General features: G+C 43.9%; 21 protein-coding genes. 6 read left to right on the forward strand and 15 right to left on the reverse strand.

Features of this window, described 5'->3' with window-relative positions; translation table 11 throughout:
• Positions 1-142: 142 nt before the first annotated feature.
• The 7 genes from A2W93_11460 to A2W93_11490 form a co-directional block, all read right to left on the reverse strand.
• Positions 143-6,157 (reverse strand): hypothetical protein, encoded by a 6,015-nt coding sequence (locus A2W93_11460; protein OFY54888.1) that lies wholly within the window; start codon positions 6,155-6,157, stop codon positions 143-145.
• Positions 6,158-6,521: 364 nt separating this feature from the next.
• A complete protein-coding gene (locus A2W93_11465) occupies positions 6,522-7,370 on the reverse strand; it encodes a hypothetical protein (protein OFY54889.1) in 849 nt (282 codons plus the stop codon).
• An 11-nt stretch (positions 7,371-7,381) separates the two neighbouring features.
• Complete coding sequence (locus tag A2W93_11470; protein OFY54890.1) at positions 7,382-9,034, reverse strand: hypothetical protein; 1,653 nt, start codon at positions 9,032-9,034, stop codon at positions 7,382-7,384.
• Positions 9,035-9,039: 5 nt separating this feature from the next.
• Positions 9,040-9,546 (reverse strand): hypothetical protein, encoded by a 507-nt coding sequence (locus A2W93_11475; GenBank protein ID OFY54954.1) that lies wholly within the window; start codon positions 9,544-9,546, stop codon positions 9,040-9,042.
• A 241-nt stretch (positions 9,547-9,787) separates the two neighbouring features.
• Positions 9,788-10,114, reverse strand: a complete 327-nt coding sequence (locus tag A2W93_11480; GenBank protein ID OFY54891.1) for a cupin — start codon at positions 10,112-10,114, stop codon at positions 9,788-9,790.
• 110 nt (positions 10,115-10,224) lie between these two features.
• Complete coding sequence (locus tag A2W93_11485; protein OFY54892.1) at positions 10,225-10,542, reverse strand: cupin; 318 nt, start codon at positions 10,540-10,542, stop codon at positions 10,225-10,227.
• A gap of 53 nt (positions 10,543-10,595) precedes the next feature.
• A complete protein-coding gene (locus A2W93_11490) occupies positions 10,596-12,245 on the reverse strand; it encodes a hydroxylamine reductase (protein OFY54893.1) in 1,650 nt (549 codons plus the stop codon).
• 230 nt (positions 12,246-12,475) lie between these two features.
• On the opposite strand from A2W93_11490, the gene A2W93_11495 reads away from it, so the two are divergent.
• The 6 genes from A2W93_11495 (at position 12,476) to A2W93_11520 (ending at position 19,782) form a co-directional block, all read left to right on the forward strand.
• Positions 12,476-15,136, forward strand: coding sequence for a hypothetical protein (locus tag A2W93_11495; GenBank protein OFY54894.1), 2,661 nt, complete (start codon positions 12,476-12,478; stop codon positions 15,134-15,136).
• 108 nt (positions 15,137-15,244) lie between these two features.
• A complete protein-coding gene (locus A2W93_11500) occupies positions 15,245-15,658 on the forward strand; it encodes a hypothetical protein (protein ID OFY54895.1) in 414 nt (137 codons plus the stop codon).
• A 2-nt stretch (positions 15,659-15,660) separates the two neighbouring features.
• Complete coding sequence (locus A2W93_11505; protein OFY54896.1) at positions 15,661-16,071, forward strand: hypothetical protein; 411 nt, start codon at positions 15,661-15,663, stop codon at positions 16,069-16,071.
• 238 nt (positions 16,072-16,309) lie between these two features.
• A complete protein-coding gene (locus A2W93_11510; GenBank protein OFY54897.1) occupies positions 16,310-17,395 on the forward strand; it encodes a chorismate synthase in 1,086 nt (361 codons plus the stop codon).
• A gap of 2 nt (positions 17,396-17,397) precedes the next feature.
• A complete protein-coding gene (locus A2W93_11515; protein ID OFY54898.1) occupies positions 17,398-19,431 on the forward strand; it encodes a hypothetical protein in 2,034 nt (677 codons plus the stop codon).
• 63 nt (positions 19,432-19,494) lie between these two features.
• Entirely contained in the window at positions 19,495-19,782 is a 288-nt protein-coding gene (locus A2W93_11520; GenBank protein ID OFY54899.1) for a hypothetical protein, read from the forward strand.
• 145 nt (positions 19,783-19,927) lie between these two features.
• On the opposite strand, the gene A2W93_11525 is transcribed toward A2W93_11520, so the two are convergent.
• From A2W93_11525 to A2W93_11560, 8 genes are all read right to left on the reverse strand, one after another.
• A complete protein-coding gene (locus tag A2W93_11525) occupies positions 19,928-20,683 on the reverse strand; it encodes a hypothetical protein (GenBank protein ID OFY54900.1) in 756 nt (251 codons plus the stop codon).
• A complete protein-coding gene (locus tag A2W93_11530; protein OFY54901.1) occupies positions 20,661-21,305 on the reverse strand; it encodes a hypothetical protein in 645 nt (214 codons plus the stop codon). The genes A2W93_11525 and A2W93_11530 overlap by 23 nt, the downstream gene beginning before the upstream one ends.
• Positions 21,306-21,501: 196 nt before the next feature.
• Positions 21,502-21,879 carry a hypothetical protein gene (locus A2W93_11535; protein ID OFY54902.1) on the reverse strand — a complete coding sequence of 126 codons (378 nt, stop codon included), beginning with the start codon at positions 21,877-21,879 and terminating at the stop codon, positions 21,502-21,504.
• Between the two features lie 148 nt (positions 21,880-22,027).
• On the reverse strand, positions 22,028-22,642 hold the full coding sequence (locus A2W93_11540; GenBank protein OFY54903.1) for a hypothetical protein: 615 nt from the start codon (positions 22,640-22,642) through the stop codon (positions 22,028-22,030).
• On the reverse strand, positions 22,636-23,511 hold the full coding sequence (locus tag A2W93_11545) for a hypothetical protein (protein ID OFY54904.1): 876 nt from the start codon (positions 23,509-23,511) through the stop codon (positions 22,636-22,638). The genes A2W93_11540 and A2W93_11545 overlap by 7 nt, the downstream gene beginning before the upstream one ends.
• Positions 23,512-23,515: 4 nt before the next feature.
• On the reverse strand, positions 23,516-23,869 hold the full coding sequence (locus A2W93_11550) for a thioredoxin (GenBank protein OFY54905.1): 354 nt from the start codon (positions 23,867-23,869) through the stop codon (positions 23,516-23,518).
• Between the two features lie 12 nt (positions 23,870-23,881).
• A complete protein-coding gene (locus A2W93_11555; protein ID OFY54955.1) occupies positions 23,882-24,202 on the reverse strand; it encodes a thioredoxin in 321 nt (106 codons plus the stop codon).
• Positions 24,203-24,504: 302 nt separating this feature from the next.
• The gene (locus A2W93_11560) at positions 24,505-26,607 is read right to left on the reverse strand and encodes a prolyl endopeptidase (protein OFY54906.1); all 2,103 of its coding nucleotides are present in this window, start codon (positions 26,605-26,607) and stop codon (positions 24,505-24,507) included.
• Between the last annotated feature and the right edge of the window lie 46 nt (positions 26,608-26,653).

The raw sequence follows: 26,653 nt of genomic DNA on the forward strand, positions 1-26,653 counted from the left end.
AAGGTCGGGAGCAAATCAGACTTCGCAAATCAAATCTAAAATCAAAAAACCAAAATCTGATATCATATATCACTTGTTGTCCTTGTGGCATAAAAAAACCGCCCCATTGCTGAGGCGGTTTTGAAAAGAATGTCAGACAGGATTATTCCTGAATGTTGAGGTAGTTGCGGAAACTGTTGTCGTTTCCGGTTACACTGATTACATATGAACCAGCAGCAACATCCATCAGATTGACGGAGATCACTGTGCCATCATTGACAAGAATTTTGTCCATGACTTTTTGTCCCTGCATGTTGAGCAGTTCGAAGCGATAGTCGCCGGTTGGCAGTTCGCTCAGATCAAGATTCAACATGCCAGTAGCTGGATTCGGGTAAAAAGAGATGTGCATAGAAGGATCATCAATGCCATCGCAAACAGTTACGGTTATGCCAACTGCATCGCTTCCGGTACAACCGGCAGCAGAGGTAACATCAACAGTAACGGTGTGTGTGCCGGCACCAAGATCAGAGCCGAGGATAATTTCGGTCTGGCTGTTGCCACCGGTTGACCAAACATAGGTTGAACCAGGATTTCCTGCATTGAGTGTAATGGTTGTCGTGTCACAGAAAGTCTGATCTGTACCAAGGTCAACAACCGGGATCGGATTGACAGTCACGGTTACATCATCCGTTGTTACACAATTGAAGAAGTTTTCTGCTGCCACAGTATAAGTTGTGGTTGCGGCAGGAACAACTCCAGGCGCATTCTGCAAATTAGAGGTGAACCCTGCTGGCGATGAAGTCCAGCTGTAGGCTACGCTAGCGTCAAGTGTTTCGGTGAGGTTTACATCGTCGATATGGCAATCATTACCATAATCTGATGTAAAGAGGAAGCCGATGTAAAGAGTTGCCTGATTTTCGGCACCTACGGGCAATGCTGCATTTTGCAGAGTCCATGTATCAAGCGTGTCGTAGCGAAGAACTTCCATAAATGTAGACCATGTGGTTCCGTCGGTAGAATACTGAACTGCAAGTGAGTCTGTGGCGGCTGAATATCCATCATCAACTGTCCATGCAAAGCTTAGGTCAAGACCAGTTTTTCCAACTGTCGAAACCGGTGCGCTGATTAAACGAGCTGAATTACCGTTTGATACTGAGAAGGAATTGAAACGTACGAAATACGTTCCGTCGTAAGCAGTAAATGAATTTGGATATGAGCTTGTAGTGACATAGTAAAATGTAGCACTGGTCGCATTTCCGTCAACATCAAGTTCAGATGTCCAGCCAATTGGGATGGCTCCACCATTTTCAAAGCTTTCGGAAAAAATGGTAGCGGTTGAAGGAACGTTTGCATCTGCCGAACTATAAAGATCAACAGGCAATCCGGCGCAGATTGAGCTATCGGAAGCCGAAGCTGTAACAAGAATCGGGGATGGATTAACTGTAATCGACACAGAGTCGCTGATTACACAACCATCGTAAAGTCCACCAGTATTGTCTTCTGCAGTAACAACATAGGTTGTTGAGATCATAGGCGATCCAACAAGTGTTGATCCTGTTGCTGCACCAGGAGTCCAGCTGTAAGAATAATTAGGATCATTGGAACTGGTAACGCCCAGAGTCACATCATCATTCTGACAAATTGTGGTTGCTGAAGCAGTCAAAGTAATAGCCGGAGGTGTATTAACCATTGCAGTAACAGGTGTTAATGCCGACATACAGCCAGTAGAAACTTTCCAGTTATACAAGTAATAATAATAACCACCCAAAGTCGAAGATGTCATCGTAATCAGGTTAGCGATTGTATATGGGAATGCGTCTCCACCTGAATTCCGGATGGTTCCGGGATTAGTGGACATAACCATTTTATAACCAGTACCGATTGGTAGATTGAAGTTTACGGGAACGGTCATAACAACCGGAGCGCCTGTTGTGCCGCTGACGGTAGTGGTGCCAGAGTAGGTAGCAACAGGTGAACCTCCCTGCGAAACGGTGATAGTAAACGCAGATCCAACAACTGATGTAGGATAAATATCAACCGAATGAATAGTTGCGGTTGCTGCCGTTACATCGAAATTGATGCCAGCGGTTGTAGTTGTTTGTGAACTTACAGATGCTGAAACACCAGTATTGGGGGCTCCCAAAGATCCGCCGATGTAGTCAATTCCTGCACCGGTATAATAGGTGGTAGTAGCACTGATTACCGGTGTGGCAAAAGTATTGCCTGTGGCGAGATATACAGCACCAGTTGCATCTTCGAACCAGAGAGCATCGGCACCTGCTGTAGCAGTAGCTGTCAGCATTGCTGAGCCTTCGCCGCAAATGGTGTCGTGAGCAAATGTCAAAAGAGACGGATTGTTAACATTGATAGTCACTACATTTGTCTCAGTGCAAACGGTAGCACCAAGTTCAACCACCATTTTGTAGTACATGGTGTCGGTAATTACCGCGGTAGTGTAGCTGATTGCATTGGCAGCAACGATATCTCCAAAGGTAACATTGTCGGTTGAACTCATCCACTGGAAAGTGGCAGTTCCATAGCCAGTGTTAGGACTAACTGAAATCACGGAGCTTCCGCTTACGCAGATTGCTTCGGGGCTTGCAGTTGCAACAGGAGCTGAAGGTAAAACGAGAACATTAACAGTATCAATGTCCGCACAACCAGTTCCTGAGTTAAATGCTGAACAAATATATTCTGAATTTCCGGCAGTCGTTGTTTTTGCATAAACAATATTTGAGCTGCTTCCACCTACATAAGGAACTGTACCTGCTGCATCGGTAAATAATCCGGTAGCAGGAGTCCATGTGTAACTGTCATAGTTGGCAAGAGTTGAAGTAACACTGAGTGTTGCAGCTGAATTGTTACAAACTACAGTGTCAGATGATATGCTGAACGCAGGAGCAGCTGCAACTGTAGCTATAACTTCTGTAGCAGGGCTATAGCAGGCTGTATTGGCCGCAAATGAAACATGAGGTCTGTACTGATGTCTGACAAATGATCCTGAGCCCAAGGTTCCACCTACAAAATCATGAACATATGTACCAGTCTGGCTGTCGATTTCCATGTATTGGCTGGCATACGTTGATTTTGAGTTATAGTATGAGCTAGATCCGGTGCTGGTTGTTGTACCATTACTCCAGCAAATAGAAACAATGATATTTGACGTACCATCCCAATTGTAAGGAGTGTCAAGTGTGATAAGGTTATCGCCTACAACCGGAGCCATGTTTGCAGTGTAATAAACCTGAGTCAGTCCTGCAGCCAATGAAACCGGAGTAGCAAATTCAGTCAAAGCCGTATTCCCAAGATCAATATAGAAATCAGGATACGTTGAAGCGGCTGTCGACATGTGCAGTGTGAGACTGGTAATGTTTCCGGGAGCAATACCCGCAGCAACCAATTCATTGGCGGTAAATATCATTTGATATTTTGTTCCACCATAACCACCGTTGAATGGAGAATAGGTTGAAGATGCAGATGTTCCGGTTCCAAATTTAATTGTTCCCGGCGAGCTTGTCATTGCAGCTACGTAGAAAGGAGTCGTTGCTGATAATACAGGTGTAGTAAACGGAGAACCTGTTCCAATGATTGAGCCGGCAATAGCGGCATCAAACCAGACAATACTTGTTCCTGTTCCGGTTGCTGCAAGATCTACCGTACCTGTTCCGCAACGGGTAGCAGGTGTAGTGCCAGTGATGGAATTTGCAAAAGTAATCTGCAATGGAGTCGATGTTCCTGTGCTTGGACCATTCTGACAGGTAACCACACATTGGTAATACAGCGAAGCTGTAGGAATAATTGTATAAGTTGAATTGGTCTCACCCGTTACATCAGTAAAAGTAATACCATCGGTTGAGCTTTGCCACTGATAGCTGACTCCTGTGCCAGGAGTTGCGTTTGCTGTCGACAAAACAACCTGTTCACCAAAGCAAATTCCATTTGCTGTGGTTGTGGTGTTTCCGGGAACCGGAAGAGCACAGGTGAAAGCAGCCTGACCGTTGAATTCATCGGCGCCAACATCGGTGGCAGCACCAGTTCCGGTATAGCCAGTTTCGCCAAAACGAACATCATTGTCAAAGTCGGTTGTGATGGCCGGGGTTGTAATTTGCATTCCACCGCTTTCGCAACCGGTATTGATGGTTGTCTGCAAATGCAGATCATAAGGGGTAGCTGCTATGTTTACAAATGGAGGCATTTCGGTAAATGAACCTCCGTCAGCAGGAGTTACTCTGGTCTGGAATGCAGCCAAATCCTGATCCGTATTGGTTCCATCGTAGTAAATAACATTGGTGGCGCTGGGTGTTCCTGCATACCAGTCGTTGTTATTTGAAGTTGCTGCATAGGTTGTCAGGGTAGCTGATGACCTTCTGTATGCTGCAACCAGGCCGGTACCACTGGCTGTTGAATTATTAACAATGATATTGTTTTTAAGTTCAACAGTGGGAGTTGAGCTTGCATAGATACCAGAGGTGCCGAAATCAACTCCAGAGCTGGCAGCATTTAAATAAATGGTGTTATAGTACAAATTAATGGCTGTTCCACCACTAACATACATTCCAACTACAGCATTGGCTGCACTTGCAGAGGGTGCGTATAATTCTGAAACGAAGTTGTTGTAGTTATTGTTGGATGTACCTGCTGTGATATAAAAACCGTACACGGAAGGCGCTGCATTTGTTGAGGCAAGTCCCGTTACTTTATTGGAATAACAGGATGTTGTTCCTGTACCAGCGTTGTAAATGCCATAAAAGGTTGCACCTGATGTAGCACAAGCTGAAATAGTATTATTATAAACAACTGGAGCTGTACCTGTAAAATACAATCCATAGATGGTTCCGCCACTGGTAATTGTGGTAACCGAGTTGTGGTGAATCAAATTATTATTTGAGCTCAGGAAATACAACGGATAACAAGCGCCAGTGCCAACATTCAGGTTTGAAACCATGTTACCATAAGCAATTCTGTCCTGCGCGGTAGCTGTGTTTGAATATAGCCCGTACAAAGCGGATGAACCTGTTACAGTTACGTTGCTGAAATTATTATTTACACAGGTTTCGGTTCCGCCAGTGGGCGTGCCAGTATTAGAGTAGAAGTAGAATGCTCCAACTCCGGTTTTGTTGATCGGTGCTGAAATAGAGTTTCCTTCCACTAAAATATCATTGGTGGCTGAACTGTTATATATTGCATAAGAGGCGGTAGTTGACGCAAAAGTACCATAGGTGAACGTATTGTTCAAAAAGGTTTTTGATGCAACGGTCTGGCCGTCATAAATACCATGAGCGGCAGATGTTCCCGACTCTCCAAGTGTGAAGTTATTTCCTATGTAACTAACAATTCCACTTCCGCTCTTAACAGAGTGAAAAACTCCATAAAGCGTTGAGGCATGATCAGTACCGCCGCCGCCCGCATTGTTAATAGTATTGTACTGAATGCTGATATTGGTCTGATAAATCATGTAAATACCCCAGGTAGAGGTGGCACTGCCACCGCCATAATTGACGATTGTGTTTCCGGCACCTGTTTGTCCGATTGCCAGGTTGTTGTCGCCAAAACCTGCAGCTGCAGCGCCTCTGGCATAAATACCTGCATGAACATTACTAATGGTGTTACCAATTATTGTGGTGTTTTCTGTCGCACCCGAAAGGGCTGTTACTGTAACGCCTGTTGAAGAACTAACCGATGTGGTGCCATTGGAAATATATATCCCAAAAACATATCCACTCGTGCCTTTGAACATTGTAATGTTGCTGTTTTTAATGGTCAGAAACTTACAGGCATCGGTGGCTGTTTTTGTAGTGAAGTAGCCGTACTCAATTGTCGAAACCGGTGCAGTAACATCAATACCATCAAAGGTAATGTAATCGCCTGCACTGATGGTTATCACAGCATCGCCAAGACCACCAGCCGTGCTTGTGGTGTTAACGCCGGCGTCGGTTCTTGTAATCAAAGGATTTGCACCAACTCCGGCCGGATCTTTTTGAAAAATGATCGGATCTGTTGCTGTTCCTGTTGCAGTAACAACAATTTCCGCAGTAGTACTTTCCGTGTATCCGGCAGCAACATTAAAAGTTACACCGCCAGGGCCTACACCAACTGTGTTCAGGTCTGTAACGGCTGCCGTAATGGTGGCATAGTCACCCGGAATAGCCTTTATTCCGGATAGCTGACCGTAGGACATCCCGAATGTCCACAACGCCATGCAAAACAATAGTAGTTTTTTCATATTTTAAAATTTAGTTAAGTATTCGCCGGTTATCCCCCCCTAGGGTTTTTGAGCGAAACGCAAAGATAATGAATTTCGACTCTAATTAATATCCATTTTTTACAAATAGTTTGTATTTCGTGTTAAAAATAGTAAACTACACTCTTTTTAACATAGCCTGTATGCAAATTTATATGCATTTTGCTCCAATACATCGAATTCAAATAAACTTTTTAACAATATGTTCAATACTTTACGTTTTATGCAACATTTAGTGTTTTTCGAAAAGCAAAAAGCGCATCAAACATTTTGCTGATGCGCTTTTCGCAGCAAAACTGATTTATTTCAGTTTTATTTCCTCGCTTTGAATTACTTCCAGTGTGACTGCATCATAAATGAAAACCACTATATGCATGTGATCCTTGTTCCAGGTCCCGTTTGTGATGGTGTAACTCAGTGGTTTGCTTACCTGAGAACCGGCTGTTACTCCCGCAGCTGTGAGCGTATCACCCCAGGTTCCGTTCATGGACCCACGAAGTACATGCATGTGCACATAATCTGCAATGTCCGGTGTTGTGCCGACTGCAGGATCATTGTTTTTCTGATAGTCAACAATGCTGTCCTCGGTCAGATAAGCCGAAATCATTACTGGGTTTGAAAACTCTGAAAAGAAATCAACCTTAGCAGTCAAATCAATGGTGGAGGTGCCAGTGTTGAATGTTTTACTGATATTTATATCTGCATCTGGCGCCAGTGTCAGTAGCTCGGCAATTTTCGAAGCCCAGTCGTCGGGACCAACAACCCTCGAACCGCTGTATTCCTTTCGGTTGATAGTCCCGTTCGGATTTCCAATCAAATCGACTCCAAAAAAAGTATTCAGGTCATTTCCGGTGGTGCATTTGAAATCGGTCATGAAATTGGGCGAGGCAAAGCCGGCAAAGTAACCGGCGTGAACAGTCACCAGCGTGATCTTCCCGGGATAAAGCTCCATAAGCTGGTGCGCAAGAACTGCCGCTGTCGGGCAATTTGGACATAAATGTCCGGTATATTCTTCAAGAAGTACTTTTCTGACAACCGTATCGGTTGGATCCGGCGGGACGTAGTTATCGGTGTAAGGTGGCTCAATAACATCGCATGCTGCGAATATTGAAATGGCAAGAATGACAAATATTTTAAACAGATTTTTCATGTCTGGTCGCTTTAAAAGTTACTTGTAATGGTCACTAGAAATCCATACGAAGCTGGTACATTTCGGCAAACGCCACCCACGCAAACAATGCCTTCGCGCTGTTTTCCGTACGTGAGCGCTATCCGGCTGCTGTTATTTGTGTAGCCAAATCCTGTGGTGTAATAATGGAGTTTTTTGTTGTTGTCCGGATTTCCATAATTGTAACTGTCACCAGCCATAAAAAACCACTTGGGTGCAACGGTGAATTCAAGCATCGCATTGGCCCAGTTCTTTTCGTCTTGTTTCGACAGCAGGTGCTGCACTTCCATGCGGATTGAATTGGTTGGCGTAATTTTATAGGTCACATCAGCAATTCCAATGTGGTTGTAAAATATCCCATCGGTATGTCCTTCAATCACATCGCTGTTGTAGGTGAGATAAGCCCAGGTGAAAATCCCTTTTACTTTCTTGCTGAATTTATGGCTGATTTCGACATTGAAGTCCTCGTAATAAAGTTCATCGCCAATAGCAAAGAAATCGCTGGTGTAGCCAAGTGTTCCGGGCTTCATGAGCGGCGTGGTATCGTTCACCTGCTGCATGTCAATGGCGTTGGCCCTTGAATAATTCACCGCAACGTCGGTTCCGTAATGTCCGCCAAGCTTCGTGTCTTTTTTGATTTTGTAATTGATTTGTCCCTGCCATGCCATTTCGCCATTGGGCTGCGATGCATAGGGATAAAAGGCCAGCAACGTGTATGAATGCGGTTTTGTCAACGCTGGCAGGTAATTCATGGTAAGCACGTTTCCGGTTGCGGAGCGGTCGGACCGGTAATTCATATTGTCGATGCGCTTGGCGCTTAAAGTAATTCCAAATCCTTTTTTTGAATAACTCAGTGATGCAAATAAAGCTTCACCGGGCTTGTAAATCATTTTATTTACAGTCGAAGGATCGTTGATTTTATAGGCATATTCACCAGTCAGCATCCAGTTTCCATAATTCAGTGTGGTCCGTGCTGCCCAGCCTCCAACGTTTTCCGGAAGCTTATAGATTGGATCACGGTCTGCCTGAAATTTACTCACAAAGCTTCCGCCAAAGGTGGCTTTCATTTTCGCCGCCGTCCATTTTTTATTGAATTCGTTGAGGTTTATTTCGCCATCGAGGCCGCGCACAATGCCGTCGCCTTTGTCGAAGAAGAAACGCTGCTGCCCGATTAAACCTTTCAGATAAATGCCGTTGTAGGGCTTATATCTGAGGCGAATCCCGTCGAGCGAATTATCGATTCCAAGACTGCGTTCTTCGTAGCTGCGCAGCAACAGGCCGGTTCCAAACTGTTCGTAATAATTTCCCACCGTAATTTCAAAATCCTTGTGGTTATATGAGGCAAACCGATAGGGGATTCCACTGCCTTTGTAGCGCGGATCGAAGCCCTGCATCACATTGTTGTAGTTTTCGTATCTGACTCCTGCTGCAAAATTTCCTGAAGTGAACAGTAGATTCAAATACCCGTTGCAAAGCAGTTTTTCAGGGACGGTATCTGCTCCAATTTTTGCATCGGGCAGATAATACTGAAAGTCAGTCTGAAAGTCGCCATGTATCTGGCTATTCTGCATAACATTCTGAGCGGCACCCATCACTGAACTCAGGATGAATGCCGCAGCAAAAAACTTCTTCATATTTTGGATCATAGGTTTTATTCGCTGATTTTTTCGCCTCTGTTGAGTTTTCTGATCAGTTCAATCAGTTCCAGTTCGCCGCCTTCGGTGAACGAAGTGTGCTGCCAGACAATGTTTTTGTCTGCATCAATAATGAATGTATGAGGAACAAGATTCACATTCATGGCGCGCTTGAAATCGGCATTGGGATCACAAAGCACTTCAAAAGGCCAGTCACGGCCGTTTACAAACGATGCGACATTTGGAAACGTTCTTGAATCGTCAATGCTGATGGCGTAAAGCTTCACACCTGTCTCTTCCTGCCACTCTTCATACACTTCTGCAAAGGTTGTGAGCTCTTTCACACAAGGCTTGCACCATGTTGCCCAGAAGCTGATGATAATCGGCTTGCCGGGGTTTGAAATTGAATCAGTGGAAATCACGCTTCCGTCTGGTTTTTTCAAATCGACCGATGGCAATGTGTTGGTTTGTGCAGTTACAGCAATGACTGCTAAAAAGGCGAGTATTCCGAAAAATGATTTCATGTTAATGATTTTGGGGTTCACGCATTTCAAATTTCTTACCAAAAAAGTAATTACTTGAACAATGCAAATATAATTGTTTCTTCTTATCGAAAGAAACAGATATGTTTGCTGCTTCAACATTTTTTCAACATTTGTAGCTGAAAATGAACGAGATATTGAAAAAAGAAAAAAATCTGTCTCCGGAATTTATATTAACGGAAACAGATTTTATTTGAAAAGGCAAGTCAACACTAGTATTTCCTTATCCTTTGATCATAAAAAGGAGCATTTTAAATGCTTCCGGTGCTCTTACTGCATGTGGAATATTGGCTGGCATAATGATCAGTTCGCCGGCTTTTACCGTATAAGGTTCGCCACCGATTATGTATTCTCCGGTCCCTTCAATCACCTGAACAACAGCATCAAATGGGGCTGCATGCTCGCTCAGTGCCTGTCCGGCATCGAAAGCAAACAAGGTGAGGTTGCCGCCGGTGTTTTTCGAAACAATTTTACTAACAATGCCACCCGGTGTATAATCAATGGCCGAAGCAACAGCGGTGGCTTTTGAATGTTCAAATGCGTTTTCCATAGAGTTTCAGATTTTATGAAGGTGAATCACAATCCGACCTTCAACGTTAATTTGTGAAATTTGTTTTCAGGTTCTGTATTAGCCAGATTCTTTATTTACCGTAAATTACTTTAAGGTTTTGGCGCTTTAACAACCAGAATCCGGGCTGCAACATCCGATTGATTTGAAAGATGGTGTATAATGTCTTTTGGACTTTCGATAAGCGTGCCTGACGAAAATGATTCAGTTTCCTCTCCGATATGAACAGTTGCGGTTCCTTCGAAAACAAAAAAGAAAACATCGACAGGGGTGGTGTGTGGCTTCAGTGCCTGACCGGGCTGCAGACTAATCATGAGCGCCTGAGCGGTCGGATCGTTATACAACATTTTCACATCGACGCCATGCGGGTTTTCTTTTGCTCCAGCAGTTGAAAAATGGGTGCTTTTCATAGAATGAGATTAAAGAAAAGGGACATTCAGCATGTCCCTTTTCTGAATTTTAATTATCCGATCATTAAGGCCAGATCTTCGTCAACGGTAGAAATTCCGGCTATTCCGAAGTTTTCAACCAGCACTTTGGCCACGTTGGGCGATAGGAATGCCGGGAGCGTTGGTCCGAGGTGAATGTTTTTAACACCCAGTGAGAGCAGGGCCAACAATACGGCAACTGCTTTCTGTTCGTACCAGGCAATGTTGTAAACAATCGGAAGCTTGTTCACATCGTCGAGTCCGAAAACTTCTTTTAGTTTGAGAGCGATAACGGCGAGTGAGTAGCTGTCGTTGCACTGACCAGCATCGAGTACGCGTGGAATTCCGCCGATGTCGCCAAGTTGGAGTTTGTTGTAGCGATATTTGGCACAACCGGCTGTGAGAATAACAGTGTCTTTTGGAAGTTTTTCAGCAAATTCCGTGTAGTATTCGCGCGATTTCATGCGTCCGTCGCAACCGGCCATAACGACAAATTTGCGGATGGCACCTGATTTAACTGCGTCGACAACTTTATCGGCCAATGCCAGAACCTGTGCATGTGCAAAACCACCTACGATGCTGCCGGTCTCGATTTGAGTCGGTGCCTGACATTTCTTGGCGTGTTCAATAATTGCTGAAAAATCTTTGCGGCCACCTTCGGGACGATCGGCAATGTGAATTGCACCTTCAAGTCCTGAAGCACCCGTTGTGTAGATGCGGTCGGCATAGTTTGCGTTTGCACGCGGAGGAACAATGCAGTTGGTGGTGAAGAGGAACGGGCCATTGAAAGTTTCGAAATCATCGACCTGTTTCCACCATGAAGAGCCGTAGTTTCCTACGAAGTTTTCGTATTGTTTGAATTTTGGATAATAATGAGCAGGCAGCATTTCGCTGTGAGTGTACACGTCGACGCCGGTACCTTTTGTCTGCTCGAGCAGATCTTCTAGGTCGCGCAGGTCATGCCCGCTGATGAGAATAGCGGGATTGTTGCGTACGCCAATGTTTACTGAAGTGATTTCAGGATTGCCGTAGGTGCTTGTGTTGGCTTTGTCGAGAAGCGCCATTGTTTTTACACAGTTTTCGCCGGTTTTCATGGTCAGCGCTACAAGTTCGTCAACACTCATGTCGGTGCGCAGAAGCTGTGCAAGTGCGTGTGTTGTGAAGTTGATAATGTCTTTGTCGGTGTGATTCAGATTCCATGCGTGTTCTGCATAGGCAGCCATACCTTTGACACCATACATGACAAGCTCTTTCAGCGAACGGATATCTTCGTGTGTTTCAGCCAGAACGCCAATCAGTAGGGCTTTTTTGTCAAAGTCTTCTTCGGTAGTAGCTTCCCATTGTGCCGCACCGGGAATTTGAACATCATTGAGTTTTGGTTCAACAAGTGCGCGGATTTTTTTCTTGGCAGCCAGTGTTTCATTCACAAGAGCAATAATCGCTTTGCGATCGAAGTTGGCATTGGTGATAGTAGCAAAAATGGCATTGAGTACCATTCTGTCAGTTTTGGCATCCAACGTGATTCCAAGTTGGTTGGCCTTGTCCATCCACCAGCTTAAACCTTTTACATTATATATTAAAAGGTCCTGCATGGCAGAAACGGGTTCTTTCTTTCCACATACACCGGCAATGGTACAGCCGGTTCCTTTTGCGGTTTCCTGACACTGAAAACAAAACATGCTCATAGTTCGTTGGGTTTTTAAATTAGCAATTAGGTAAATCAATACGCAAATGTATAAATGTTTTTAATGATATTTTCACATTAACACATCATTAACGCCTGTCATTTTCTTCATTTCTGATAATCATCATTTTATTGAAATGCTAATATACATAATTTACTGAAGTTTTGTAACTAAAAGAATGTAAATTCGTCCAAGAAAACATAAAACAACAATTGTTTCGTTTTTGCATCATGATGTTTTTTCGGCTAATTTCTTTAATAGTGCTTTTTCTGGTTGCCACAACGGCCAGATCGCAGATTGTGAGCGGTATAGTGAAGGATGGCTCGGGCTTACCCGTTCCCGGTGCAACGGTCATGATCAAGAATTCATACACGGGAGTTGTGGCCGATGAAAATGGCCGGTGGCAACTGAAAGTACAACCGGGCAAAAACGTACTTACTATTTCGATGCTTGGCTATGTCACCATCGAAAAGGAGCTGGTTGTTCCTCGCACCGGGACCAGCTTTGAAGCGGTTTTACAAAATGCAGTTACCCAATTAAACGAAGCTCTTATTGTTGCTGATACGCGCGATCTAGGCAAGGAAATCATGCAGAAAGTTCGCGATAAGCGCCGCCTATATCTCGGCAGCCTCGACAAATACCAATGTCGCATCGACCGCAAGTTGTCGCTCATGCGGGATGAGCCGCGCGATATGTACGACAGTATTCGGAAAGCAACCGCTGATAGTTTGGGCGCAGCCACAAATATTGATTTGCTGAAAACGCCCAAAGAGCGTCGTGCAGAGCGTAAGGCTGAAAGAAAGCAGCGCAAAGTGGAGCGCAAAAAACGTAAAGAATTGTCCGATTCAGTAAAAACGCTGAATGATACAGTGAGGGTTCAGCATATTGGTGATCTGAGCGAAACAATTCTTTCGGAAATTTCCGGCAATGGTTCCACGCGCGAAATTATTTCTGCCGAAAACACGTATGAACTGGCAGACATCGAAGATTTTATTTATGTAAGCATTGGTTACGAAGAAGAAGGGATGGAAATTGATCACATCCAGTTTGTGTATTCAAGTCCCTATATGATTTTCAGTTCAGCCGAAGACTGGAACTTTAATTTTTACGAAGCGCAGCTGCGAAAAGAGATGCTGTGTCAGCAACCGCTTGTATCGCCACTTTCGCCCATGGGCCCTACATTATATAAATATGATTATGCCGGCTTGCATTACGACGATTCAACAAAAATATTCAGAATTAAAGTTACTCCGCTATTCCCGAATGACGCGCTTTTCACTGGTTACATTTACATCCGCGACAGCGTTTTTTGCTTGGACGAGGTCGATCTGACCATTGATCCAAGAGCGTTGACGATGGTGAATTCATTCAGAATTCATCAGAAATATGTTTTAATGGGCTCAACACATTCGGTGCCTTCCGAAACTACGATAGAGTATGGGATTATAGAAGGACGGGTGAACCAGGTTATTACAGGCACGTCGTTATTTTCAGCATACAATTTTAATTCTGATTCTACTGTTTTTCCCAGACATTCGCTTGAAATGGTGCGTTACGAAGATGTGGCACTGGAGCGCGATTCAACATGGTGGACCATGAACCGGAAAATACCGCTAACCAATCAGGAACTTATTTATTCGGAATATGTTGATAGTTTGCGCAATGTTTTTTCCGGCGAAGAATTCACACGAAAACTTGATTCCGCCTACAATCATATCGACGTGTGGAGTTTCCTGATAAAAGGCATCAGACACCGAAATCGTGAAAGGCAGACCGAATATTATATAGGTGCATTACCAACGCAGGTTAACTTTTTCGGAATTGGCGGATATCGTCATAACCTGAATGGGAGCTTCAATAAAAGATTTAAAAACGATTTCCTGCTCGATGTTGATGGCGATATCAATTATGGATTTTCCAATCAAGATTTGCGCGGACGCGTTGGAGTAGGGCTCACCTACGTGCCGAAAAAATTTGTCCGCACCTATTTTCGTTTCGGCGATTATTACGACATGATCAACAATAATCCATCCATCACAAGTGCTTTCAGCCGCAGCAATTATGCGCGCACCAAGATGTTTGCTGTATCTCAGCGGATGGAAATCATTAACGGACTTTTCGGAGAGCTCACGCTGGAGCATTCCGATCAGCAGGCCATAAGCGATATGAATATGGACTCCTGGTCAAACCTTATTTTTGGAGAAATCAATGAGCCAATCGACTTTGACAGATATGTAAAGAGTGAATTCAAGCTAAACCTGGTTTACCGAATCCGTCAGCGATATATGTTTAAAGGCAATCGTAAAATACTGCTGGGAAGTAAGTACCCCGATCTGACATTTACATGGCGAAAAGGTGTTCCCGGGCTGCTCAACAGCGAGGTAAACTATGATTATCTTGAATTTGGCGCCAGCGACTATGTGAAACTTAATAGATACGGTACTTCCAACTGGAGTTTTCTAATGGGTTCGTACGTCAACAAGAATAATCTACGCATTCTTGAAAATAAATTCTTCCGTGGCAGCGATGATTTTTTCTTCAGCAATCCGCTTGAATCGTTTCAGTTGCTGGGACCTACACTCAGCACCAATTCCACCTTTGTGCGTGGAAATTACATTCATCATTTCGAGGGAATTTTTGATAAGGTTCCATTGCTTGGGCGACTGAAGTTGTCAGTTGCAGCCGGTGGCGGATTCCTGCTGATGGATGAAAACAATTTTCGTCACGGTGAATTTTTTGCCGGACTCGAGAAACCGATTCGCATCCGCCGCGAACTTTTCAGACTGGGCGTCTATGCTGTGACTTCGGACAACTCAATCACAAAGGCCGATTTCACATTGAAATTCGGTGTCAGCTTTTACAATGCATTCCGCAAGAAATGGGACTATTGAACTAAGCCCTCGAAGGGTTTCAAACCCTTCGAGGGCTTAGGAAACAATATTTTCATTCAGTTATGTGTTTATAATAAATATTTAATTAGGTTTGTAAAAAATGAAATCATGAAGAAATTCAACATTGTTTTTTCCGCCATCTGCGCTATTTCTTTAATATTGTCATCCTGCGGAAAGGATGCATCCATCAAGGAAGTTCGGCTTTGCAATCACCCTTCCGGTGACCAATGCGCCGAAGACATGAACAGATTTTTTGGCGTTGAAACCGATACCGTTCATTTGTTTGCTACATTGGCCGATGCACCTGAAAATGTAAAAGTGGAAGTGAGTTGGTTTTTTCAGGCAATAGACAAAGAGAAGGAAGAAATTATGCGGGGCAGCTTCGACGGCGATGAGAATTCAACCATCCACGCCATGCTTTATCTCAACACGCCCGGCTGGCCGTCAGGTGAATATACCGTGAATATTAAAGTCGCTGACAGCGATTCCGAAGCAGTAGAGAAAAAATTCAAAATTGAATAAATATGAAAACAAATATTTTTTTAGTCATTGTGCTGGCTTTTATTGCCGCTTCGTGCAACATGGAGCCAAGTATTGATCATTTGCGGGTTTGCAATAATCCGGATTACGACATCACCTGTCCTTCGGACAACAGTGTGCTCGAAGCAAGTGAAACCGACACCATCTATGTAACAGCAACCATGAGCCATGTTCCGCAGAATACAGAAATGGTGATTACATGGTTTTATCTCGAAGATGGCGAAACAGCGATTGACGATGTAACACTCAAGACAGACGAGGAAATGATCGATATGCCGGTCTATTCCTACCTTTCAGAGCCAAATAATGGTTGGCCGCTCGGCAGTTACAAAGTGAAAATCGACCTAAAAATGGACAATTTTACGCCGGTTGAGAAGGTGTTTTCGATTGAGTAATCATATGAGAATGTCTCAAAATAGCGGTTTGTTACGACATTCCACCGTTGCGGCCGGTGATATGGAATTCTTCCATGCTTTTGAGCCGGAACATGGAACCGTCGTAACAACAGCAAAAACAACGGTTCCATGTCCTTCAGCTCCTTCGTCGCATCGGACGGTGGAATGTTGTCTTTGCGCTGAATTTTGAATTTTGAGACAGCCTTATAAAGTAGGTTTTTTTTAGTAGTTTTGTATTATGTCTGCAGGAAATACTTTTGGATCATTGCTTAAACTGACACTTTTCGGCGAGTCGCACGGACCGGCCGTAGGAGGCGTTCTCGATGGCTTCCCTGCTGGTTTGGAAATCAACCAGGCACTCATCGGTGATATGCTTAAGCAGCGTGCACCAGTTTCGGTACATGAGACCGCGCGCCGTGAAGACGACGTAGTTGAGTTTCTGAGCGGTGTCATGAACAATACAACCAGCGGAGGTCCGGTGGCTTTTATCATTCGCAACACAGGCGCCCGTTCTGGCGATTACAATGATTTGAAAAGTGTTTTCAGGCCAGGGCATGCCGATTATGTAAGTTTTAAAAAGTATGGAAATCTCCCACAGGCAGGCGGAGGGCGCGCTTCAGGTCGTGAGACCGCAGCTCGAGTAGTTGCCGGCGCCATGGCGCTTGATTTCCTGCGCTCAGAAAATATTGACATCATCAGCTATGTATCAGCCATTGGCGCAGCTGTCTTGAAAAACAGCGGACAGTGGTTTGATGAAAAAGTGGTATTCAATTCTTTGTTGCATTGTCCCGACAATACTGCAGAAGCCGCAATGCAACAGCTTATTGATGATGTTGTTCTTTTGAAAGATTCCATTGGAGGAAAGATTACTACGGTCGTAAAAGGATTGCCGGCTGGAGTGGGCGAGCCTGTTTTTGGAAAGATCAATGCTGTTTTGAGTCAGGCGGTGATGAGCATTCCGGGTGCAAAAGGTGTGGACTTTGGCGAAGGGTTTTCCGGAATTTCATTACGGGGAAGTCAGTACAACGACGCCATGCAACCGGAAAAGGGAAAAATTTCATTTGCTTCAAATCACAGTGGGGGCATTCAGGCCGGTATTTCAAACGGAAACCTGTTGGTGATGAATACAGCATTTCGACCTGCATCTTCGATCGGAATAAAGCAGGATACGGTCGATGTTGAAAACAATAAAACCACAGTGACCGTTGGCGGCCGGCACGATGCTTGCTTTGTGCCGCGCGCTGCAATTGTTGTGACATCAATGACTGCGCTGGCATTAATGGATTTGTTGCTGCAGTTTAAATCGTTTGAACGGAAGTTTTGAATATGAAATATCTGAAATTTACTATTTATACTTTTCTGATTCTTTTTGTTTCTGCAGTCTCTGCGCAGGATGAAGAACCTTGCGGCAAAGTGAGCAAAAAGGTAGCAAAGCAATTCGAAGAAGCGATGTCAAACTATGGACAGGCACAGAAAATGGCCACCAAGCTGCCTGCAAGTGCCGACCGCTATTATCTCGAAGCAAACCGTTTGTTGAAGGAAGTTATTGAAGAAGATGCAGAATTTGCTCCGGCCTATTATTATCTGGGCTGCATCAATGTTTTTAAAAAGGAAAACAATCTGACGGCTGCAGAAAAATATTTTAATAAAGCAATTGAGTTTTGTCCAGATGGTATGCACGATGCTTATTTTCAATTGGGGAAAATTTATTTCGGGCTTGATAAATATGATCAGGCCGAATTCAATCTGAAAAAATTTCTCGATAAGCCGGAAGAGATCAGCGATGACTCCATTCAACTGGAAGCAAAAGGCATGTACGACTGGGCGAAAACGGCAATGGAGCTGCTTTCAAAACCGGTATCATTCAATCCGAAAGTTGTTCCCGGCATCAGCAGCCGGTTTGATGAATATCTCGTAATCATTAGCCCAGACAATGAAAATGCGTTTTATACCCGGAGAATTGAAGAGAAAAACATGAGTTCATGGGCGAGTGAAATGGAATTCAAGGAAAAGTTTTTTGTCAGTAATCGCAAACCCCAGCCCGGAAAACAACTTTCTGAAATCCCTTTTGATGCCGGGCAAGCCATGCAGGATCCGTTCAATATGAAACTGAATGAAGGTGGAGCTACGGTTACTATTGACAACAAGGAACTGATTTATACTATTTGCAACATGCCGGAGCAAACCAGTCAGGATAAGTATATCAACTGTGATCTGTACTATACAAAATTTGAGTTTGGTGGCTGGAGTGACATCATTCCTATTGATGCAGTTAATACGTCGGACAACTGGGAAAGTCAGCCTTCGATTTCGAGCGATGGAAAGACTTTATATTTTATCAGTGATCGTCCGGGAGGAATTGGTGGCTATGATATTTACACCAGCACCCGCGATGAAAACGGCACCTGGAGCGCTCCGAAGAATATGGGCAAAATCATTAATTCCAAAGGAAATGAAAAAAGCCCTTTCATTCACACCGATAGTCAGACTTTGTATTTTAGCTCCGAAGGCCGTCCGGGCATGGGTGGATACGACATCTATTATGTGCGCATGGACGACTACGGTGTGTGGCAAAAGCCGATGAACATTGGTTATCCAATCAATTCCAAATACGATGACGTTGGATTTTTTGTAAGTACCGATGGCAAATACGGATATTTCGGTTCGAACAATATGAGCGATGGCCTTGGAGGTTGGGATTTCTATTCTTTTGAACTATACGAAGAAGCGCGCCCGGAGAAAGTTTTGTTTGTGAAAGGCACAGTGAAAAACGAACAGGATGACAGACCAGTGGAAGCGAAAATTGAAATAAAGAATCTCACCACAAAAGAAATCAAAGAAATTCCGATCGATCAGGAAACCGGCGAATACGTGGCTGCCATTAAGTTTGAATCTGATTTTATGCTCACAGTGAAGAAGCCGGATTTTGTTTATGAGAGCACTTATATTTCGCAAGAGGATTCTGTTTTTTCAGAACCTACCAATGTGAATGTTGATCTGGAGCCCGTTGAGCTAGGCAAGGCTTATCGGATGAAAGATATTTATTATGAAAGCAACTCTGCTGATCTTACTCCGGAATCGAAAAAAGTGCTGGACGAGTTTACGGAATTCCTGATTGAAAATCCGAATATAAAAGTAAAGATTCAGGGGCATACCGACAATATCGGAAGCGATGCATTCAATCTCACCCTTTCCGAAAACCGCGCCCACAGCGTGTATAATTATCTTGTGTCGATGGGCCTAAGCGCATCACGTTTGAGCTACAAAGGTTTTGGCGAGACCAAGCCGGTAGACACCAATGATACTGAAGTCGGTCGCGCTATGAATCGCCGCACGGAGTTTCTGATCACGGGCATGTAAAGACGCAGAGAGAATTCAATCTTCCGCGAATTCTCGCTAAAATTTTTATTATCATCAGCAGGTATGATGAAAGCTAATTCGAATCAATCTTCATCTGCCTCGCCGCGGCGAGGAATCTTGATTCAGCTGTGTCTCGCAGAGGGCGCAAAGCCGCAGAGTGAGGTCACGAAGATCTCGCGCGGAGATCGCAAAGGCGCAGAGAGAATTCTCAATAGAATCTTGCAGAGGGCGCAGAGCCGCAGAGAATTTCTCTCTTCCGCGAATGAACGCAAATTATCGCGAAAATCATTTTTAATTACTCTACACGCCCCTTCGATGAACGCTAATGGAATCATCCTTCACCTGCGGTGAAAACTGATTCAGTGGGTAGCATCATGCACGCAAAGACGCAGAGAATTTCTCTTTCCGCATTGTGCATTGAGCGTAGTCTCTTAAACTTCGCATGCCGCAAGCGGTTACGTCACCTTTGTACTTTCAACTTTAAAAACTTTACAAACTACAAACAAGATGGCAACGCATCAAGCGACATGCGCTTGATTACTTTAAGCGTATGCGTGTAGCGATTCAAGTCCTTATTGAAAATGCCGTGATGATCGATGCTGTCGATGCGAACACGGCCGGAGGCATGAATGATTTCTGAGTTGCTAAGCAGGATTCCGGTGTGTGTGACATCGCCGTTTTCGTTTTGAAAAAAAGCAAGATCGCCAGGCTGCGCTTCCAAAACAAAAGCGATTTCATCACCCAGAAGCACCTGCTGATGCGCATCGCGTGGCAGTATAAAACCATTGAGCATAAAAACCATCTGCGTGTATCCGGAGCAGTCAATACCAAACGGAGTGCGGCCGCCCCAGCGATAGGGGTTGCCCAGATAGAATTTTGCCGTCTTAATAACTTCGCTTGCAGAGCTGATTTTATCTGGTGTTTCGAAACAGCCCTTTTCAGTTTGTTCTTCGCGGACGCGGCTCCCACGCGGCAGATCCAGCTTAATACCTTCTTTCGAAAGTATCATCGAAGAAGCAGTGAAGACAAATCTATAGGGCGTATTGCATTTTCCTGAGATTTCATCGAGCTTTGTGATTTCCGGAATGAACCCACTGTAGTTGTAATCGAGGCATGTAACAGCGAGCCAGCCATTTTGGACATCCATGATTGCAATGTCTTCGCCATAGAGAATTTCATTCACCATTTCTGCACGGTGCGATGGCTCTTTGCGCATCGGAACTACTGTTTCAGCTACTCTGTAAACCTGCATAATCTGTTTCCTTTATTAAATGATCTCCTGCTTCGGGGCCTAAATTAAACAAAATATCCAACACCGAAAGCGAATTCCTAAATCCATAAATTGTATCGAACGGCTGATAATAACTTTGCTGTAATACCCATTCAGCGCTGTTTTTGCACGATGTTCTACAATCAACACCGTTGAATTCTCGCACAAAATCATCGGCAAACGAAACCGATGTTTTGATGTTCATCCACTTCATGAAAATATTTTGCAGCGCTGCATTCAGGTCAATCAACCGTTTGTGGTCCCGCTCGAATTCAGCAAAAATATAATCAGCGTAATACAGAAAAAAGGGACTTTTGGAATAAGCAGTGGTTAGCGTTTTTCTGTGATAAAGTGGCCAGTTTTCGTTGTAATCAATTTCGATTTCACTTGTTTTGGTGCGATGTCCGTTTGGTTTGTGAACCGGTACCACGAGCGATCTAATGTCGTTCGGACCCCCAATGAAATATCGGTTACGAAGTGTTTGCTTCGGATATGTTTCATGTGTGTCAATAATTATTTCTTCGGCATGACACATCAGCGCCATTAGCTTCGCAGGCGGCGCCAGCAATGATGGAAGCAATAATTTGTTTGATTGACTGCACATGATTGCAAAGATACAAAATTACGAAAGCCGCCAGCTGTCAGTCGTCAGCCTACAGTCCGCCGCGGCGGATGAGAAGGAGCTGAGAGGCTTTCCTCTCATGGGCATTGCGTTCCGCATGTCGCAAGCGGTTACGTTACCTTTATAAACTTTCTACTTTAAAAACTTTTTACTATCGAGGAGCGGTTCACAACTGACATCAGGCGTGCACCTGTATGATAGCCCTTACAAACAGATAGGCCATGTAACCGACTACAGCAAATTTTACAATATTGCTGATGATAATGCCTGGTCTTGTTTTGCCAAATTGTTTTTCAGCAATGGCTGGTGCCACATAATCAACGCTGATGACAACTATTGTAATTGCTGATAAAATCAGAATCTGAAAAGTATAAAACGGCGGCTCTTTCATGAGTTGCAGCATCATCAAGCCTGCAAGTCCGAATGGAGTTCCGGGAATTATTTTCACAAAACAACCAACCAGACCAAGAATCATAAACACCGCACCGATGATGATCCATATTTTATCGCTCCAGATGAATTCGCTCCATGCGAGTTGCATCGTTATTTCACCCATCATTTTCTATCAATTTGGTGGACAAAGATATAAAAGATTTCTCTGTGCCGGAAAAAAATTCATATGGATAAAATGATGGCTTAATACGATTGATTCATCGTAGTTAAGGTATGTTATGAAAGTAAAATAATTTTCCAGATTGAAATAATCAGAATGCAATCCCAATATTAAATCCGAATTTCACTCTGGTTCCGGTTGCTTTTGAGCCGAGCATGCCCAGAAAAAATCCTCCTTTGGATAGATTGGTATCGAAATCTTCATTTTTCACATAACTCATGTAAGCTGGTCCCAGAAACAAATCTACAGTAAAACGATTTTTAAAGAACCATTGATTTCCAATAAGCAATGCGCCGCCGACAGCATGACTCCATCCGGGTATCGGATTGTCATAGCGGTCAAGTGTGGCGTTGGTGCCTTGTTCGTAACTATATAAAGCAGCCGCATACACTCTGTTTTTATGTCCGTTGATCACATTGTCTGTGAAATAATAGCGCATTTCCGGCGAAATCCCAAAACCGCCTTGCTCAAAATATGTTTCGCTCATCCCATTGCTCGAGCTTATGATGAAAACATTTGCACTGGCACTGAAATCGTTTGTTATAAAAGCTTCTACACTCAAAGGAATCATGTTGAGCATAGATGCAAATGGATTTGTCTTGATGTTTATTACCGGCTGTTTTTCTTCCTGCGCATGTACATTTCCCACTAACGAAATCATCAGCAATGCGCAAATAAAAATACTTTTTGTAAATTTATTTACCATATAGTTTTTATTGAATAAAATTCTTTGTCACCGGAAACCTGAATTACATAAACACCGCTTGAAATGCCAGTCATATCAATGCTGCTCTCATTACCAGATGCCCGCACCGATTTTAATTTCTTTCCGTTGATGTCGATGATCGTGATTACTGACGATGTAGGTTCCTTAAAAATCAAATTGATAATTTCATTTTTCTGATCGGAATAAACCTTCACCGGAATGTCAGAAGATTCTCCGATTGACTGCGGATATTCAAATGTCAGATCATCAATATAAATGGTGCTGCCTGCCTGAGGGTTGTTGCGGTCGGTCGGCATCAGAATAATATTCAAGTGTGTTGGCGTATTGCTGTTGCGGTAGTCAAAGACAGCTTCGAATTGTGTCCAGGTGAGCACGGTGGCTGATGTTTCGAAACCTGCAATGGCAATGGTGTCCCATGTCCCGCTGTTGTCCTGCAACAAAAATGCACCAATGAGACAAATGTCGTTGTTGCTGGGCTCGTACTGATACCAGCCGGTCATTTTCTCAGGTCGGCCTGTGAACGGCGTGCCACCATCTATTGTTGCAGTCATACTCATCAAATCAAAGCTGAAGTCTCCTAAAGTGAGCATCCCCGGCAGATTTCCGGCAAACGAAGACTGCACAGTGATCATGGCTGCATAACTGCCTCCGTGAACATACACTTCTTCTTTTTCAACCACGATTTTTCCGAGCGATGATGTTACATCGTTGGGGCTGTCCCATGAATCTGGATTTTCATAGGTTCCCGATGCCGTCCAGTTTTCGAAACCGGCATTGGGAATTGTTGTCTGAGCAGAGACTGTTGCAAACGCCAATATGGCAATACCGGTTACGAAAGCTGTTTTCATATACTTATTGTTTTAATAGAATGTCGTTGATCGCCTGTACAAAAGAAGTCTTGGGGAGTGCTCCCATGGCCATTTGTGGCTGTTCGCTCATTGGGCAGAACAGAATACTGGGGATACTTTGAATTCCGAATGCAGCGGCCAGTTCCTGTTGCTCTTCTGTATTCACTTTGTAAATGTTGACCTTTCCTTCATACTCCGTGGAAAGTTCTTCAAGAATTGGAGCAACCATTTTGCATGGACCGCACCAGTCTGCGTAGAAATCGATGATGCAGGGAAGCTGGCCTTCAAACTTCCATTCCTTGTTGACTTCGTAATTGAAAACTTTTTCTTTAAATGTTTCGTTGGTTAAGTGTTCCATTTTGTGTTGCTTTTAATTATTGCCGAAAATCACTTCTTTGATCATGCGCTCATACTCGCTTTTGGGAAGAGCACCTGCTGTCATTACGGGTTTGCCTTCAACCGGGCACATCATGATGCTGGGAATGCTCTGAATGCCGAACGCATTGGCTACTTCCTGTTCCATGTCGGTGTTGACTTTATAGAACTGAATTTTCCCTTTGTATTCTGCAGCCAGGTCATCCATGATGGGTGCGACCAATTTACATGGTTTGCACCAGTCGGCATAGAAGTCAACAACACATGGAGTGCTGCTTTTGTACTGCCATTCCTTTTCGTTGCGGAAATCAAAAATGTGTTTGACAAAATTCTCTGTGTTGAGATAAACAACTTTCCCATTTCCTTCTGTCGAAAATGCAGAGGTAGTTTCCGTTGTTTCTGTGTTTTCGTTTACAGTTGAATCGGAACCATTGTTTTTGTTTTCTTTGTTTCCTGAACAGGAAGCCATAATTGCGGCTAAAACGAAGACTGATGCGAAGTGTAAAATTTTCATGCGAATTTGTTTTTGCAAAGGTACCAACGATATTATTTAGTTTTTACGGCCCGGTGATGATATAAATCATTGGACAGGGCATTGTCTTTCTTCAGGAAATTGTATTACATATCTACGTCGAGGTTGAACAATATGAATGACAGGATGTCGGCAGCTTCATCAATTTGTTTGGAAGTGGGCTTGCCGGCGCCGTGTCCAGCCATGGTTTCAATGCGGATCAGTACCGGATTTTCGCCCCGGTGTTTGTACTGAAGTTCGGAAATGAATTTGTAGGAATGAGCAGGAACCACGCGGTCATCATGATCGGCAGTAGTAACAAGCGTTGCCGGATATTGTACCCCTTCTTTTATATTGTGCAGCGGACTGTATTTGTAGATAAAATCGAAATCTTCCTGATTGTCGCTGGAGCCGTAATCGCCGGTCCATGCCCATCCGATCGTGAATTTCTGAAAACGAAGCATATCCATTACACCAACTGCGGGCAATGCCACTTTGAACAAATCGGGACGCTGGGTCATGCAGGCTCCAACCAGCAGACCACCGTTCGATCCGCCCTGGATGGCGATTTTCGAAGGATTTGTGTATTTGTTTTCAATAAGATATTCGGCTGCGCCAATAAAATCATCAAAGACATTTTGCTTCTGATGTTTTGTGCCTGCATCGTGCCATTTCTTTCCGTATTCGCCGCCGCCCCGCAGATTAACAACGGCATATATTCCACCTGCTTCGAGAAACGGAATGGCAGTTAACCGGAAACCCGGTGTCAGACTGATGTTGAATCCACCGTAGCCATATAGAAGTACTGGTCTTTTCCCATCCATTATCATGTCATTGCGGTAAGTCAGAAACATTGGAATTTGAGTGCCATCCTTGCTTTTGAAAAACACCTGTGTAGTGGTGAAGTCTTCTGGTTTGAAATCAACGGTAGGACTCCAGTATTTTTCATTGCTTCCAGTTTTCATATCGTACCGGAAAATGCTGTTCGGCATGGTATAGCTGGTATAGGAATAGAAGAACACTGATTCATCGCGGTTTCCCGAAGGGCCGCCCAGAGTACCGATTCCGGGGAGTTCGATTTTCTTTTCCTGTTTGCCTGTGGCGGAATAAATGTAGATGCGATCAGAAGCATGCTCAAGATAATTCACAACGAGTTTTTTGTTGATGTGTGACACTGATTGCAACACATGCTCTGATTCCGGAATAACATCGCGCCAGCTACTGACGCTTGGGTTTGCCGGATCAACGGAAATGAGGCGGTTGTTGGGTGCGCCTTCGTTTGTCAGAATATAAAATTTATTCTCAATCACTCCAACAAAATTATAATCGTACTCAAAACCGTCGGCAATTTTTATCCATTCAGTGTCGCCGAGGCCTGCAGCCCTGAACCAGAGCGCATTTCCACTGGTGCCTTCGCTTTCGCTCAGAAACATATACTTCTCATCTTCATCGAGAAAAACGCCGTAGTTGCGCAGCGGATAATCCTTGTTTTCGTAAATCAGTACGTCTTTGGCTTGTGATGTCCCAAGTTTGTGATAGAACACTTTATGAAATTCATTTATGGTTGACAGCGATTTGCTTTCATCTTTTACATCGTAGGCCGAATAGAAAAAGCCGTCTTTATACCAGGCAATGCCTGAGAATTTAGTCCATTTCACTGCATCGGGCAGCATTTTGCCGGTCTTGATTTCCAGTATCTGAATATCGTTCCAGTCGCTGCCACCTTTCGAAGTCGAAAACGCCATGTATTTATAATCTTTCGAGATCGAATAGTCGCTCAGCGCGGTGGTGCCATCTTCCGAAAGATTGTTGGGATCAAGCAAAACGCGTTCTTCTCCATCGTATCCTTCGCGGACAAACAAAATGCTTTGATTTTGCAAACCAGTGTTGCGGAAACAAAACACCCATGGCCCTTTTTTAAAAGGAATACCTGATTTTTCATAATTCCACAATTTCTGCAAGCGTACACGAATTTTTTCACGCATCGAAATCTGGTCCAGATATTCGTTGGTTACTGCATTTTGCTGCTCCACCCATTTTTTTGTTTCATCCGAATTTTCATCCTCGAGCCAGCGATAAGGATCTGCGACTTTAGTGCCGTGATAGTCATCTGTATCATCGCTCCTGAAAGTCTCCGGGTAGCGGATATCCTGCGCGGAAAGCATTGTTGAAAAAAGAATGAGCGTCATAATTAAAACGGAATTTTTCATATCTTGCGTTTGATTACATTTGTATTCAAAGATAATTAAATTCCGG

It is taken from the genome of Bacteroidetes bacterium GWF2_43_63 (genome assembly GCA_001769275.1).
Taxonomy (GTDB): Bacteria; Bacteroidota; Bacteroidia; order Bacteroidales; family DTU049; genus GWF2-43-63.

Coding starts and splice junctions, on each gene's coding strand:
- A2W93_11550 (OFY54905.1), bottom strand. CDS start 23,869: ATGGAACACTTAACCAACGAAACATTTAAAGAAAAAGTTTTCAATTAC.
- A2W93_11520 (OFY54899.1), top strand. CDS start 19,495: ATGATGAAAGCTAATTCGAATCAATCTTCATCTGCCTCGCCGCGGCGA.
- A2W93_11465 (OFY54889.1), bottom strand. CDS start 7,370: ATGAAAAATCTGTTTAAAATATTTGTCATTCTTGCCATTTCAATATTC.
- A2W93_11490 (OFY54893.1), bottom strand. CDS start 12,245: ATGAGCATGTTTTGTTTTCAGTGTCAGGAAACCGCAAAAGGAACCGGC.
- A2W93_11495 (OFY54894.1), top strand. CDS start 12,476: ATGATGTTTTTTCGGCTAATTTCTTTAATAGTGCTTTTTCTGGTTGCC.
- A2W93_11480 (OFY54891.1), bottom strand. CDS start 10,114: ATGGAAAACGCATTTGAACATTCAAAAGCCACCGCTGTTGCTTCGGCC.
- A2W93_11500 (OFY54895.1), top strand. CDS start 15,245: ATGAAGAAATTCAACATTGTTTTTTCCGCCATCTGCGCTATTTCTTTA.
- A2W93_11510 (OFY54897.1), top strand. CDS start 16,310: ATGTCTGCAGGAAATACTTTTGGATCATTGCTTAAACTGACACTTTTC.
- A2W93_11545 (OFY54904.1), bottom strand. CDS start 23,511: ATGAAAACAGCTTTCGTAACCGGTATTGCCATATTGGCGTTTGCAACA.
- A2W93_11485 (OFY54892.1), bottom strand. CDS start 10,542: ATGAAAAGCACCCATTTTTCAACTGCTGGAGCAAAAGAAAACCCGCAT.
- A2W93_11525 (OFY54900.1), bottom strand. CDS start 20,683: ATGCAGGTTTACAGAGTAGCTGAAACAGTAGTTCCGATGCGCAAAGAG.
- A2W93_11530 (OFY54901.1), bottom strand. CDS start 21,305: ATGTGCAGTCAATCAAACAAATTATTGCTTCCATCATTGCTGGCGCCG.
- A2W93_11505 (OFY54896.1), top strand. CDS start 15,661: ATGAAAACAAATATTTTTTTAGTCATTGTGCTGGCTTTTATTGCCGCT.
- A2W93_11460 (OFY54888.1), bottom strand. CDS start 6,157: ATGTCCTACGGTCAGCTATCCGGAATAAAGGCTATTCCGGGTGACTAT.
- A2W93_11475 (OFY54954.1), bottom strand. CDS start 9,546: ATGAAATCATTTTTCGGAATACTCGCCTTTTTAGCAGTCATTGCTGTA.
- A2W93_11540 (OFY54903.1), bottom strand. CDS start 22,642: ATGGTAAATAAATTTACAAAAAGTATTTTTATTTGCGCATTGCTGATG.
- A2W93_11560 (OFY54906.1), bottom strand. CDS start 26,607: ATGAAAAATTCCGTTTTAATTATGACGCTCATTCTTTTTTCAACAATG.
- A2W93_11515 (OFY54898.1), top strand. CDS start 17,398: ATGAAATATCTGAAATTTACTATTTATACTTTTCTGATTCTTTTTGTT.
- A2W93_11470 (OFY54890.1), bottom strand. CDS start 9,034: ATGATCCAAAATATGAAGAAGTTTTTTGCTGCGGCATTCATCCTGAGT.
- A2W93_11535 (OFY54902.1), bottom strand. CDS start 21,879: ATGGGTGAAATAACGATGCAACTCGCATGGAGCGAATTCATCTGGAGC.